Raw genomic sequence first — 14172 nt, 5'->3', positions numbered from 1 at the left:
TTCACGGGCGCCAGGCGCTGTCATCAGACTGACGCACCGCTGTCATGGGCTGTTAACCACCAGGGCGCAAGCTCGCTAAAACAGCGTCGAGGGATGCCCATGACCCGTGCCGAATTCGCCAAACCCGGTCCTAAACAACGGGTTCGTACCTTGTGGATTTCCGACGTGCACCTGGGCACGCGGGACTGCCAGGCCGAACACTTGTCGCGGTTTCTCAAGGGCTACCACGCCGACAAGGTGTACCTGGTGGGCGACATCATTGACGGCTGGAAAATGCGCGGCGGCATGTATTGGCCCCAGGCCCATACCAACGTGATCCGCCGCTTGCTGACCATGGCCAAGCGCGGCACCGAGGTGATCTATGTCACCGGCAACCATGACGAGTTCCTGCGGCGCTATTCCAAGCTGATCCTGGGCAATATCCAACTGGTGGACGAAGCGGTGCACGTCACCGCCGATGGCCGTCACTTGCTGGTAATTCACGGCGACCAGTTTGATGTGATCACCCGTTACCACCGCTGGCTGGCGTTTCTCGGCGACTCGGCCTACGAGTTCACACTCACGCTGAACCGCTGGCTCAATCACTGGCGGGCGCGGTATGGCTACGGCTACTGGTCGCTGTCGGCGTACCTCAAGCACAAGGTCAAGACGGCAGTGAGCTTTATCAGCGACTTTGAGGAGGCGATCGCCCACGAAGTCACCAGGCGCGAGCTGCATGGCGTGGTCTGCGGACATATTCACCACGCGGAAATTCGCAAGGTGGGCGAGGTGGATTACCTCAACTGCGGGGACTGGGTGGAGTCGTGCACGGCGTTGATCGAGCACTGGGACGGGCAGATCGAGTTGTATCGGTTGGCGGATGCGCAGGCGAAAGAGGCGCAGCTCAAAGCCGAGATGGTTGCGGGCTAAAGGCCTCACTCCGTTCAAATGTGGGAGCTGGCTTGCCTGCTCCCACATTTATTCCCCGTTTCTTCAGTTGCAGACGTCGGCGATGGCCTCGGCCAGCAGGGTCAAACGCGTCGCGTCGATGCCCGCCACGTTAGCCCGCCCCGAACTGACCATGTACACGCTGTGCTTCTCGCGCAGTTGCTTGACCTGTTCGGCACTCAAGCCGGTGTAGGAAAACATCCCACGCTGCGCACCGATATGCGCAAAGCGTTCGGCCAGCCCGTGGGGCGCCAGCGCCTCCACCAGGCCGGAACGCAGCTGCGCGATCCGTGAACGCATGGCTTCGACTTCGTCGCTCCAGCGCTTTTTCAGCTCGGCATCCCCAAGAATGGTCGCGACCACGGCGGCGCCATGATCCGGCGGCGTCGACCACAGATTGCGCGCGGTGTTTGCCAGTTGGCTGCGCACATCCGTGAGCTTTTCAGCATCCGCCGCGCACACGATCAACGCGCCGACACGGTCGCGGTACAGGCCAAAGTTTTTCGAGCAGGAGCTGGTGATCAGCACTTCCGGCAGCTCGGCGGCAAACAATCGCACGGCCCAGGCGTCCTGCTCCAGACCGTCGCCGAAGCCTTGATAGGCGAAGTCGATCAGCGGCAGCAATTGGCGCTCGCGCACGATCTGCAGCACCTGGCGCCAGTCGTCCTGGGACAGGTCAAAACCAGTCGGGTTGTGGCAGCACGCATGCAGCAACACCACGTCGCCCTCGGGCACGGTGGCAAGTGTTGCCAACATCGCGGCCACATCCAGGCGGTTGTCGGCACCCACATAGGGGTAGTGACTGACCTTGAGCCCGGCCTTGGCGAAGATGGTTTCGTGGATCGGCCAGGTCGGGTTGCTCAGCCACACGCCACGCCCCGGCAGGTTATGGGCGATAAAGTCCGCGCTCAGGCGCAGGGCGCCGGTGCCGCCTGGGGTTTGCGTTGCGCCGGCACGGCGGTCGCGGATCAGGGCCGAGTCGGCGCCGAGCACCAGTTCGCTGATCAGCGCACCGAATGCCGCATCGCCGTGGCCGCCGATGTAGGTCTTGGTGGTCTGGGTGTCTACCAGCCGCTGTTCGGCGAGTTTTACCGAGTGCGGAATCGGCGTGAGGCCCTGGTCGTCTTTATAGACGCCGACACCCAGGTCGAACTTGTTCGGGTTGCTGTCCTGGGCATACAGGTCCATCAGCCCGAGGATCGGGTCGCCGGGCACGCGGCCAATCGCATCGAAATGCATTACTTGCGGCCCTCGGCGTCCTTGGCCACTTCGTCCGTGCGCGCGGCCATGATGAAGTCGTTGCGGTGCAAGCCTTTGATCGAGTGGCTCCACCAGGTCACGGTGACTTTGCCCCACTCGGTGAGCAGGCCAGGGTGGTGGCCTTCGGCTTCAGAGATTTCACCCACGGCGTTGGTAAAGGCCAGGGCAAATTTGAAGTTCTTAAACAGAAAAACCTTTTCCAGCTGCATCACGCCGTCGCGGACTTCGATGTTCCAGTCGGGAATCTGCTTGATCAGTACCGGCAACTCTTCATCGCTGACTTGCGGGGCGTCGGCACGGCAGGCTTCGCAGTGGGCTTGGTTCAAGGTGGTCATGGGAAGTGTCCTGAATTCGAGTGTTTGAAAAACGGTCGTCAGTGGCGTCACCCTAAAGCAACGCGCGGCCAGGGAACAGACTCACCTGGCCTGAAAACATAAGGTTCAAGCCGCTTTGGGTTTGGGCGGAAATTTCGGCGCGTGCAGACCCAGCTGCATACCGCGCTCGACCATGCCCATGATGTCTTCCTGCGCCACGTCGAACAGGCGCTTGAGCTCAGGCAGGACGAAATACAGTGGTTGCAGGATGTCGATCCGATACGGCGTGCGCATCGCTTCGAGCGGGTCGAAGGCTTGGTGCTCGGGCTCATCCGACAGGCAGTACACGCTCTCCTTGGGCGACGACAGAATGCCGCCACCGTAGATGCGCCGGCCTTGCGGGGTGTCCACCAGGCCGAACTCGATGGTCATCCAGTACAGGCGCGCCAGGTACACGCGCTGTTCCTTGGTCGCGGCCAGGCCGAGCTTGCCGTAGGTGTGGGTGAATTCGGCGAACCAGGGGTTGGTCAGCAGCGGGCAGTGGCCGAAGATCTCGTGGAAAATATCCGGCTCTTGCAGGTAGTCCAGTTCTTCGCGGGTCCGAATAAAGGTCGCCACCGGAAACTGTTTGCTGGCGAGTAATTCGAAGAAGGTCTGGAAGGGGATCAGTGCCGGCACGCGGGCGACTTGCCAGCCGGTGGTCTCGGCCAGCACCTGGTTGATTTCACCCAGTTGCGGAATGCGGTCCAGCGGCAGGCCGAGCTTGTCGATGCCGTCCAGGTATTCCTGGCAGGCGCGACCCTCGATCACTTTCAACTGGCGCGTGATCAGAGTGTTCCACACCGCGTGTTCTTCCGGCGGGTAGTGGATAAAACCTTGCGCATCGGGCTCGCGGGCCACGTAGTGCGTTTGCTTCATACGGCTCTCCTGCTAGGCATTCGTTCTTGTTATGTCCTGCGATGAGCCTATTGATAACCCGCAAGGCGCCGGATTCCATCGGGCTGCGGCTTAATGCTGTAGGAAATGTTACCGATTTTTGTAAAGTATTCGTTACGATAGCCCGGCTCATCCTTGTCTTGGGCTGTGAAATGCTCCCGGGCTGTCACATAATCTTGACGACTATCTGCGCTCAGCGGCAAAAAGACGCGGCGCCTTCCCACCTTTCGGGCTTTTTCATGCGTATTAAAGTGCACTGCCAGAACCGCATCGGCATCCTGCGGGACATCCTCAACCTGTTGGTGGAGTACGGCGTCAACGTCGCCAAGGGCGAGGTCGGCGGCGAACATGGCAATGCGATTTACCTGTTTTGCCCCAACCTGGTGAACATGCAATTCCAGGCGCTGCGCCCGCAATTTGAAGCCATTGCCGGGGTGTTTGGCGTCAAGCGGGTAGGGCTGATGCCCAGCGAGCGTCGGCATATGGAGCTCAATGCGCTGCTTGGCGCACTGGAATTTCCGGTGCTGTCGATCGACATGGGCGGCTCCATCGTTGCCGCCAACCGCGCGGCGGCGCAGTTGCTCGGGGTGCGCGTGGACGAGGTGCCGGGCATTCCACTGTCGCGCTACGCCGAAGACTTCGATCTGCCGGAACTGGTGCGGGCGAGCAAGTCGCGCATCAATGGCTTGCGGGTCAAGGTCAAGGGCGACGTATTCCTGGCGGACATCGCGCCGCTGCAGTCCTCCGAACACGATGACAGCGAAGCCATGGCGGGGGCCGTGCTGACCCTGCACCGCGCCGACCGCGTCGGGGAGCGCATCTATAACGTGCGCAAGCAGGAACTGCGTGGTTTCGACAGCATCTTCCAGAGCTCCAAGGTCATGGCGGCCGTGGTGCGCGAGGCGCGGCGCATGGCGCCTCTGGATGCGCCTCTATTAATAGAAGGCGAAACCGGCACCGGCAAAGAGCTGTTGGCCCGCGCTTGTCACCTGGCCAGCCCGCGTGGGCAGTCGCCATTGATGGCGCTCAATTGCGCAGGCTTGCCGGAGTCAATGGCCGAGACCGAGCTGTTTGGCTACGGGCCTGGTGCGTTTGAAGGCGCGCGGGCCGAAGGCAAGCTGGGTCTGTTGGAGCTGACGGCAGGCGGTACGTTGTTTCTCGATGGCGTCGGCGAAATGAGCGCGCGTCTGCAGGTGAAATTGCTGCGTTTTCTGCAGGACGGATGCTTTCGCCGGGTGGGCAGTGATGAAGAGGTCTACCTGGATGTACGGGTGATCTGTGCGACGCAGGTGGACTTGTCTGAGCTTTGCGCCCGCGGCGAATTCCGCCAGGACCTTTATCACCGCCTCAATGTGCTGTCGCTGCATATCCCGCCGCTGCGCGAATGCCTGGATGGGTTGGCGCCATTGGTTGAGCATTTCCTCGATCAAGCCAGCCGGCAGATCGGCTGCCCGCTGCCCAAGCTGGCACCGGCTGCGATGGATCGGCTCAGCCACTATCACTGGCCGGGCAATGTGCGCCAGCTGGAAAACGTGCTGTTTCAGGCGGTGTCGTTGTGCGAAGGCGGGACGGTCAAGGCAGAGCATATTCGCTTGCCGGATTACGGCGTGCGTCAGCCGCTTGGCGATTTCTCGTTGGAGGGCGGGTTGGAGCAGATCGTTGGCCGGTTCGAGAAGGCAGTGCTGGAGGCTTTATATGCCGAGCATTCCAGCAGCCGGCAGCTGGGCAAACGCTTGGGCGTGTCGCACACCACCATCGCCAATAAGCTGCGTGATTACGAAATCCTCAAGGCCGACAAGTGAACGCATCCCCTGTGGGAGCTGGCTTGCCTGCGATGGCGGTGGGTCAGTTAGCTGATGTACCCACTGATACACCGCTATCGCAGGCAAGCCAGCTCCCACATTTGTTATTTGTCATCTTCAAGACCTGTGCTTGCCGCAGGCGGCAGTAGTCCGCCGTTTTTTCGACTCTCGTCCAGCCTCATAATCTCCATGCCTCCACGCAAACCCCCGTCCCGCCTGGACTTTTCCTCGTTTTTAAAAGTTGGTTCGCAAATTGCTTAAGCCTCATCAGTACAGCGGTGGGCGGCAAGCGTCCGTCAGAAAGAGGATAGAGCGTGGACAAGTACCTTTATGTGGCAATGACCGGCGCCAGCCAGAATGCACTGGCGCAGAAGGCCCATGCCAACAATCTGGCGAACATCTCCACCAACGGTTTTCAGCGTGATCTGGAGCAGGCGCGTTCGATGCCGGTGTTTGGTGACAGCTTTCCGGCGCGCGCGTTTGCCATGACCGAGCGTCCGGGCACCGACTTCTCCCCGGGCGCCATGATCGAAACCGGTCGTGACCTCGACGTGGCGGTCAGCGGCGACGGTTGGATGGCTGTGCAAACCCCCGATGGCGGTGAAGCCTACGTGCGCAGTGCCAGCATGAATGTGGATGCGCTGGGCGTGCTGCGGGCCGGCAACGGTATGCCGATCATGGGCAACGGTGGCCCGATTGCGGTGCCGCCGCAGCAGAAAATCGAAGTGGGTGCCGACGGCACCATCAGCATCCGCGCCATGGGCGAAGGCCCGCGGGTCATGGCTGAAGTGGACCGCATCAAGCTGGTCCAGCCGGACCTCAAGAACATGACCAAGGGCCTGGACGGCACCATCCACACCAAGGATGGCCAGCCGGCCCAGGCGAACGCCAACGTCACGCTGACGTCGGGCTTCCTGCAGGCAAGCAACGTCAACGCCGTTGAAGAAATGACCGCGGTGCTGTCGCTTTCCAAGCAGTTCGAGCTGCACATCAAGATGATGAACAGCGCCAAGGAAGACGACCAGGCCATGACCCGCGTTCTGGCGATGAGCTGATTGGCGCGTTACTGACCGACTACTAATTTTGCAGCGCAGCGCCAACAAACAGGCGCACGAAGGAGAACAGCATGCTTCCGGCTCTATGGGTTGCCAAAACCGGTTTGTCCGCCCAGGACACCAACCTGACCACCATTTCCAACAACTTGGCGAACGTGTCGACCACGGGCTTCAAACGTGACCGCGCCGAGTTCCAGGACTTGCTCTATCAGATCAAGAAGCAGCCGGGCGCCCAATCGACCCAGGACAGCGAATTGCCGTCGGGCCTGCAACTGGGTACCGGTGTGCAGATCGTTGGCACGCAGAAGAACTTCAGCGCCGGCAACCTGCAGCAAACCGGTCAGCCATTGGACATGGCCATCAACGGGCGCGGCTTCTTCCAGATCCTGCAACCCGATGGCACCACGTCCTACACCCGTGACGGCACGTTCCACCTCGACTCCAATGGCCAGATCGTCACGGCCAACGGTTTCGCCCTGGAGCCGGCTGTTGTGGTTCCCGCGGACGCCAAGACCTTCACCGTCGGCAACGACGGCACCGTGTCGATCACCGTGGCCGGCAACCCGGCGTCGCAAGTGATCGGCAACCTGCAAACCGCCGACTTCATCAACCCGGCCGGCCTGCAAGCGATGGGTAACAACCTGTTCCTGGAAACCGCCTCCAGCGGCGCGCCGCAAATCGGCACCCCTGGCCTGAACGGTTTTGGCACCACGCTGCAAAGCACCCTGGAAACTTCCAACGTCAGCACGGTTGAGGAGATGGTCAACATGATCACCACCCAGCGCGCCTACGAGATGAACTCCAAGGTGATTTCCACCGCCGACCAGATGCTTTCGTTCGTAACGCAGAATCTGTAATCAAGTCTATGGGGCGCCATCGACGGCGCCTGCAACACCGTGAGGTAAGGGTCATGAATCGCTATGTTTCTGTTCTGGCATTGAGTGGGATCGCCGTGCTCGCGGGCTGTGTCGCCCCGACGCCAAAACCCAATGACCCGTACTACGCGCCGGTGTTGCCGCGCACGCCGTTGCCGGCGGCGGCCAACAATGGCTCGATCTACCAGGCCGGTTTCGAACAGAACCTGTACAGCGACCGCAAGGCGTTCCGCGTGGGTGACATCATCACCATCACCCTGAACGAGAAAACCCAGGCCAGCAAAAACGCCAACTCGCAGATCGGCAAGACCAGCAAGACCAGCATTGGCCTGACGTCGCTGTTCGGTGGCGTGCCTAACACCAACAACCCACTGGGCAGCGGTGACCTGAGCCTGGACGCCGGCTACAGCGGCGACCGCGCCACCAACGGCAAAAGTGCGGCGGGGCAGGGCAACAGCCTGACCGGTTCGATCACCGTGACCGTCGCCGATGTACTGCCCAACGGCATCATCGCCGTACGCGGTGAAAAGTGGATGACTCTCAACACCGGCGACGAGCTGGTGCGCATTGCGGGCATGGTCCGCGCCGATGATATTTCCACCGACAACACCGTGCCGTCGACGCGGATTGCCGATGCGCGCATTACCTACTCGGGTACGGGTTCGTTTGCTGATGCGAGTCAGCCGGGCTGGTTCGACCGTTTCTTCCTTAGCCCGCTGTTCCCTTTCTAGGTGGCCACTTTGAAACTCAAACAGCTGATGGCTGCCGCGTTGTTGCTGGCCTTGAGCACAGGGGCCTTTGCTGAGCGGTTGAAAGACATCGCCAGTATTTCCGGCGTGCGCTCCAACCAACTGATCGGCTACGGCCTGGTGGTGGGGCTTAACGGCACGGGTGACCAGACCACTCAGACGCCGTTCACCCTGCAGACCTTCAACAACATGCTCTCGCAGTTCGGCATCAAGGTGCCGGCGGGTTCGGGCAACGTGCAGCTGAAAAACGTTGCGGCCGTGTCCATCAGTGCCGATCTGCCGGCGTTCGCCAAGCCGGGTCAGGTGGTGGACATCACCGTCTCGTCCATCGGTAACTCCAAAAGCCTGCGCGGCGGCACGTTGCTGATGACGCCGCTCAAGGGTATCGACGGCAACGTCTACGCCATCGCCCAGGGCAACCTGGTGGTCGGTGGTTTTGACGCCGAGGGCCGTGACGGTTCGAAGATCACCGTTAACGTGCCGTCTGCCGGACGAATTCCAGGCGGCGCCATGGTGGAACGCACCGTGCCCAGCGGCTTCAACCAGGGCAACAGCCTGACCTTGAACCTCAACCGTTCGGACTTCACCACCGCCAAGCGCGTGGTCGACAAGATCAACGACATGCTCGGCCCTGGCGTCGCTCAGGCCATTGACGGCGGCTCGATCCGCGTCACCGCGCCGCTGGACCCAAGCCAGCGCGTCGATTACCTGTCGATCCTGGAAAACCTCGAGGTCGATCCAGGCCAGGCGGTGGCCAAGGTCATCATCAATTCGCGTACCGGCACGATCGTGATCGGTCAGAACGTCAAGGTATCGCCGGCGGCCGTGACCCACGGCAGCCTGACCGTGACTATCACCGAAGACCCGATCGTCAGTCAGCCTGGGCCCTTGTCCAATGGCCAGACGGCGGTGGTGCCGCGTTCGCGGGTGAATGCTCAGCAAGAAGCCAAGCCGATGTTCAAGTTCGGCCCCGGCACCACGCTGGACGAGATTGTCCGCGCGGTGAACCAGGTGGGCGCAGCCCCAGGCGACTTGATGGCGATCCTCGAAGCGCTGAAACAGGCCGGCGCCTTGCAAGCCGACCTGATAGTGATCTGAGCCATGGTCATGGATATGCGCCAGAGCGGGATCAGCAGCACGGCAGATTCGGGGTCTTACTCCGACCTGAACCGGCTTAACCAGCTCAAGGTCGGCGCCGACAAGAACAGCGAAGGCAACATGCGCAAAGTCGCGCAGGAGTTCGAGTCGCTGTTTCTCAGCGAGATGCTCAAGTCCATGCGCTCGGCCACGGAAGCGCTGGGCAAGGACAACCCGCTGAATACGCCGGCGGCCAAGCAATACCAGGAAATGTACGACCAGCAGTTGGCGGTTTCGATGTCCCGCGAAGGCGGTGGTATTGGCCTGGCCGACGTGCTGATGCGCCAAATGCAGAAGAACAAGCCGGTGGACGCCCAGGCGGCCACGTTGCAGGGCCCGGAGGCGGCGCAGGCGCCAGCGAAGAAGGTCGATGTGCCGACTGAAATCGCCGCAGGCACCCAGGCCGCAGGGCCGTTGGGCCGCTCCAACGGCCAGCGTCCGCTGTGGGCTTATCGCGTGGCCGTGCCTGAAGGCGCGAGCACGCACGCCAACGACATGGAGCTGATGAACCAGCGCCGTATCGCCTTGCCGAGCAAGCTGACTGACCGTCTGTTGGCCGGTATCGTGCCGAACGCGCCGGTCGCCATCGATGCCAAGAGCGCGCCGCTGCGTAACAGCGCCGCCGCCGACAACGTGGTCAACAGCAGCGCGCGCAGCATTGCCGTACCGAGCGGGCGCATGCAGGTGTATGGCCGCGCCATCGCTCAGCCACCGCTGGCGCCGGCGAAGAAAGCCTTCAGCTCGCAGGATGAATTTGTCGCCACCATGCTGCCGATGGCCAAGGCGGCCGCCGCGCGCATCGGTGTCGATCCCAAGTACCTGGTGGCCCAGGCCGCGCTGGAAACCGGTTGGGGCAAATCAGTGATGCGCGCCGAGGACGGCAGCAGCAGTCACAACCTGTTCGGCATCAAGGCCGGGCAGAGTTGGCAGGGCGGCCAGGCGCGTGCAATTACCAGCGAGTTTCGTGATGGGTCGATGGTCAAGGAAACGGCGCAATTCCGTTCCTACAACTCCTATCAGGACAGCTTCCACGATCTGGTCACATTGCTGCAAAGCAATGATCGCTATAAAGAAGTTGTGAAATCAGCCGACAACCCGGAACAGTTTGTGCGCGAGTTGCAAAAAGCCGGATATGCAACCGACCCGGACTACGCCAGCAAGATTTCGCAGATCGCCAAAACGATGAACAGTTACCAGGATTACGCTGCCGCGGGCGCCTCCACTCATTTATAAGGTCTGAATCATGAGTTTGCTCAATATCGGGATGTCGGGGCTCAACGCCGCTCAAGGATCGTTGTCGGTCCTGAGTAACAACATTGCCAACGTCAACACCCCGGGATACTCGCGTCAGCAGACCACCCAGAACGCCAGCGCCAGCAATCAGTACGGTGGCGTGTACATCGGCAGCGGCACGACCCTGGCGGATGTGCGCCGCATCTATAACGATTTCTTGGGCGCCGCTTACCAGAGCAGCACGGCCCTCAACAGCGACGCCACCGCCTACGCGGGCCAGGCGGCTGCGATTGACAAGACCCTGTCTGACAAGTCCACCGGCATGTCTGCGGTGCTCAGCGCGTTTTTCGCGTCCCTGCAGACCGCGGCAGCGACCCCCAGCGACGTGTCCGCGCGCCAGCTGCTGGTGACCAGCGCCCAGACCTTGAGCGACCGCTTCAACGCGATCTCCACCCAACTGACCCAGCAAAAAGAAAGCATCAACAGTCAGCTGAGCACCATGAGTGATCAGGTCAATAAGCTGACGTCGTCGATTGCCTCGCTGAACACGCAAATTTCAACCGCCCAGGGCTCGTCGACCAGTGCGCCGGCCAACCTGCTGGATGCGCGTAACGAGGCAGTGCGTTCGCTCAACGAGCTGATCGGCGTAACGGCCACCGAGAAGAACGGCCAGTTCAGCATCACCACCGGCACCGGCCAGTCGCTGGTCGAAGGCGGTGTGGCCAACACGATTTCGGCGGTGCCGAGCAAAACCGACAACAGCCAGTACACCATTCAGCTCAACATGGGCGACACGCCGATGGACATCGGCAACGTGGTGTCCGGCGGCAGCATCGGCGGCCTGTTGCGTTATCGCAGTGATGCGCTGATGCCGGCCATCAATGACCTGGGCCGCATTGCCATTGCCACCGCTGACAGCGTCAACAGCCAGTTGGGCCAGGGCCTGGACCTGAACAGCGATTTCGGTTCTTCGTTGTTCAGCGACATCAACAGCGCCGCGGCCATCACCCAGCGTAGCCAGGCAGCCTCGGGCAACAGCGCAGGTTCGGGCAACCTGAATGTGACGATTGCCGACAGCAGCAAGCTCTCGACCTTCGACTACAAAGTCACCTTCACCAGCGGCAACCAGTACAACGTGGTGCGCTCCGACGGCAAAGCCATGGGCTCGTTCGACACCACCACCACGCCGCCGCCCGTGATCGACGGCTTCACCCTGGCACTGGATGGCAAGGGGCCGATGGCTGCCGGTGACAGCTTCAAGGTCAGCCCGACGGCGACCGGGGCCAGCAACATCAGTGTCGACCTCAAGGACCCGAACAAGCTCGCGTTCGCGGCGCCACTGGCCGGTAATTCCAGTACTACCAACACCGGCACCGGCACGTTCACACCACCGACATTGACGCTGCCGATCGATATCAATGGCGGCGCCGCCAGCGCGCAATTGCGCACCGGGATCGAAAACTCGATGCCAGTGAAGATGGTGTTTGGCAAGCCTGCGGCAGACGGCACCCAGTCCTACACAGTGAGCGATGCCCAGGGCAACTCGATCGGCACCGGCAGCATCATTCCGGGCCAGGGCAACAAGGTCTCTATCAGTGTGCCGATGCGTGATGCCAGCGGCACGTTGATTCCAGGCAAGAGCTTCAGTTTCGACACCACGGTGGCGGGCGCACCCGCCAACGGCGACAGCACGACTTTCTCGTTCAACAGCGGCGCCACCTCCGATGGCCGCAACGCTCAGCAATTGCTGGGTTTGCAGACCAAGGCGACGGTCGGCGCGGTGGATGGCAATGCGGGCGTGAGCCTGGTCAGCGCCAACAGCCGGCTGGTGTCCCAAGTCGGTTCCAAGGCTGCCCAGGCCAACACCGACAGCACCGCCACCGGCGCATTGCTGGCCGCGAACAAGGCGGCCAGCGACTCGGTGTCCCAGGTCAACCTGGACGAGGAGGCGGGCGACATGATCAAGTTCCAGCAGTACTACACCGCGTCGTCGCAGATCATCAAGGCCGCGCAAGAAACCTTCAGCACACTGATCAACGCCCTTTAAAGGAGTCTGGAACGATGCGTATCTCTACACAGCAGTATTTCGACACCAGCTCCGCCAAATATCAGGATAACTATTCGGGTGTGGTGAAGGCTCAGGACCAGGCCAGCTCCGGCGTGCGCGTGCAGACCGCTTCGGATGATCCGGTAGCCGCCGCGCAATTGCTGATGCTGCAACAGCAGAAAGACATGCTGGGCCAGTACAACGGCAACATCACCAGCCTGCAAAACTCGCTGACCAACGAGGAAAGCGTGTTGTCGAGCATCAACACGGCCATGCAAACCGCCAGCGGCCTGGCGTTGCAGGCGGGTAACCTCAAGCTCAGCAATGACGACCGCAAGGCTATCGCCGCTCAGGTCGGCGCGCTCGAAGACCAGGTGCTGGGCCTGCTCAACACCAAGGATTCCAGCGGCAACTACATGTTTTCCGGGGCCAAGACCGACACGCCGCCCTACAGCCGTAACAACGATGGCACCTACACCTACCAGGGTGATGAGACGCCGCTGAGCCTGCAAGTGTCGAGCAACTTGACGGTTGCCGCGGGCGATACCGGCAAGACGCTGCTGGAAAGCTCTGGCAACACCGGTCGCACTCAGGCGACGATTTTGCCGCCGGCGGTCAACGACGGCAAAATCGCGATTTCGGCGGGCCTGGTCACCTCGGGCACCGCTTACACGAAGAATTTTGCCGATGGCCAGCCGTACAAGCTGACCTTCTCCAGCAGTACCCAATACAGCGTGACCGACAAGGACGGCAACGACGTTACGTCCGAGATCTCCGGTAACGGCACATTTGATTCCACCAAGGAAGGCGCATCCAGCGTCAACCTGCGCGGGGTCAAGTTCGACATCAGCCTGAACCTTGGGTCTGATGTGGCCTCGGGTGCGCCGTCTGACGCGCTGGTGGCGGGCAAGGCCTTTACGCTGGAGAGCAAGCCGGACACGTTCAGCAGTTCGCGTACAGCCAGTAATCCGTCTACGGCGCAGTTGACCGGTGGCCGGGTCACCGACCAGGCAGCCTACGCCAGCACCTTTCCGAACTCGGGCGCGGTGATCAAGTTCACCAGCGGCAATGACTATGAGGTGTACGCCCAGCCGTACTCGGCGAACAGTAAGTCGATTGCCACGGGCACCATGGCCACCGGCGCGACGTCGATCACGGCTGCCGGGGTGACCTTCGATGTGAGCGGCGCGCCGGGGGCGGGTGATCAGTTTTCGGTGAATGCCACCAGCAACAAGAACATGAACGCCCTGGACACGCTGGGCCAGCTGCGCAAGGCGCTGGAAACCCCGGCCGATGGCGACCCGGTGGCCATGAACAATCTCAAGGACGTGATCAATACCTCCATCGGTAACCTGGCCAACGCTTCGGCGCAGATCGACCAGGTGCGTGGCTCGATTGGTGCCCGCCAGAACGCCCTGGATATCCAGAGCCAGGAAAACACCAGCCTGGGGCTGGCCAACACCTCCACCATGTCATCGCTGGCGAACGTCGACATGGGCCAGGCGGCCATTGACCTGACATTGCAGCAGACCATGCTGCAGGCTTCGCAGCTGGCGTTTGTGAAGATCTCCCAGTTGAGCCTGTTCAGCCGCATGTAACCGGCGAGCGTACAAGCGGCCCACCCTGGCAACAGGGTGGGCCGTTGTCGTTTCTGGGGCCGAGAATGTTGCAGGGTTTTGCACAAAGCGCACAAAATTGAGTGACCTGTGAGTCATAAAGCGCATCTTCACTGTATCGTGTGAAAAGGATAAGTCGTCGCAGGGTCTTTGCGCGGGGGCTTTCAGCGATATTTTTACGGGGTTATCCCCTTTATTGTCAGCGCTCCCGGCGTAGCCCG

The 14172-nt window shown here is 61.4% G+C and carries 12 protein-coding genes; 9 read left to right on the top strand and 3 right to left on the bottom strand.

Going from position 1 to position 14172, the window contains the following annotated elements:
• The first annotated feature begins 99 nt into the window (after positions 1 to 99).
• The gene (locus ABWL43_RS20870; RefSeq protein WP_145158911.1) at positions 100 to 909 is read left to right on the top strand and encodes a UDP-2,3-diacylglucosamine diphosphatase; all 810 of its coding nucleotides are present in this window, start codon (positions 100 to 102) and stop codon (positions 907 to 909) included.
• Positions 910 to 972: 63 nt separating this feature from the next.
• On the opposite strand, the gene ABWL43_RS20865 is transcribed toward ABWL43_RS20870, so the two are convergent.
• The 3 genes from ABWL43_RS20865 to phhA all read right to left on the bottom strand — a co-directional run bounded on the left by ABWL43_RS20865 (position 973) and on the right by phhA (position 3419).
• Positions 973 to 2166, bottom strand: a complete 1194-nt coding sequence (locus ABWL43_RS20865; RefSeq protein ID WP_145158908.1) for an amino acid aminotransferase — start codon at positions 2164 to 2166, stop codon at positions 973 to 975.
• A complete protein-coding gene (locus ABWL43_RS20860) occupies positions 2166 to 2522 on the bottom strand; it encodes a 4a-hydroxytetrahydrobiopterin dehydratase (protein WP_106576439.1) in 357 nt (118 codons plus the stop codon). Before ABWL43_RS20860 ends, ABWL43_RS20865 begins: the two co-directional genes overlap by 1 nt.
• 105 nt (positions 2523 to 2627) lie before the next feature.
• Positions 2628 to 3419, bottom strand: a complete 792-nt coding sequence (gene phhA, locus ABWL43_RS20855; RefSeq protein ID WP_145158906.1) for a phenylalanine 4-monooxygenase — start codon at positions 3417 to 3419, stop codon at positions 2628 to 2630.
• 257 nt (positions 3420 to 3676) lie between these two features.
• On the opposite strand from phhA, the gene ABWL43_RS20850 reads away from it, so the two are divergent.
• The 8 genes from ABWL43_RS20850 (at position 3677) to ABWL43_RS20815 (ending at position 13933) form a co-directional block, all read left to right on the top strand.
• A complete protein-coding gene (locus ABWL43_RS20850; RefSeq protein WP_404484053.1) occupies positions 3677 to 5239 on the top strand; it encodes a sigma-54-dependent transcriptional regulator in 1563 nt (520 codons plus the stop codon).
• Between the two features lie 314 nt (positions 5240 to 5553).
• Positions 5554 to 6294, top strand: a complete 741-nt coding sequence (locus ABWL43_RS20845) for a flagellar basal body rod protein FlgF (RefSeq protein WP_145158904.1) — start codon at positions 5554 to 5556, stop codon at positions 6292 to 6294.
• Positions 6295 to 6365: 71 nt separating this feature from the next.
• On the top strand, positions 6366 to 7151 hold the full coding sequence (flgG, locus tag ABWL43_RS20840) for a flagellar basal-body rod protein FlgG (protein WP_005790105.1): 786 nt from the start codon (positions 6366 to 6368) through the stop codon (positions 7149 to 7151).
• Positions 7152 to 7204: 53 nt separating this feature from the next.
• Positions 7205 to 7900 carry a flagellar basal body L-ring protein FlgH gene (gene flgH, locus ABWL43_RS20835; RefSeq protein WP_003214607.1) on the top strand — a complete coding sequence of 232 codons (696 nt, stop codon included), beginning with the start codon at positions 7205 to 7207 and terminating at the stop codon, positions 7898 to 7900.
• Positions 7901 to 7927: 27 nt separating this feature from the next.
• Positions 7928 to 9016: a flagellar basal body P-ring protein FlgI gene (locus ABWL43_RS20830; protein ID WP_145159575.1), complete on the top strand. Its 1089-nt coding sequence runs from the start codon at positions 7928 to 7930 to the stop codon at positions 9014 to 9016.
• 3 nt (positions 9017 to 9019) lie between these two features.
• The gene (gene flgJ / locus ABWL43_RS20825; protein WP_242195639.1) at positions 9020 to 10288 is read left to right on the top strand and encodes a flagellar assembly peptidoglycan hydrolase FlgJ; all 1269 of its coding nucleotides are present in this window, start codon (positions 9020 to 9022) and stop codon (positions 10286 to 10288) included.
• A 10-nt stretch (positions 10289 to 10298) separates the two neighbouring features.
• The gene (flgK, locus tag ABWL43_RS20820; RefSeq protein WP_242195637.1) at positions 10299 to 12335 is read left to right on the top strand and encodes a flagellar hook-associated protein FlgK; all 2037 of its coding nucleotides are present in this window, start codon (positions 10299 to 10301) and stop codon (positions 12333 to 12335) included.
• A gap of 14 nt (positions 12336 to 12349) precedes the next feature.
• On the top strand, positions 12350 to 13933 hold the full coding sequence (locus tag ABWL43_RS20815) for a flagellar hook-associated protein 3 (RefSeq protein WP_145158896.1): 1584 nt from the start codon (positions 12350 to 12352) through the stop codon (positions 13931 to 13933).
• Positions 13934 to 14172: the final 239 nt, after the last annotated feature.

Origin of the sequence: Pseudomonas sp. HT11, from assembly GCF_044875395.1 — a bacterium.
Lineage (GTDB): Bacteria > Pseudomonadota > Gammaproteobacteria > Pseudomonadales > Pseudomonadaceae > Aquipseudomonas.
The sequence above is the reverse complement of the archived record's forward strand: the minus strand, read 5'-3'. Positions and strand labels throughout refer to the sequence as shown.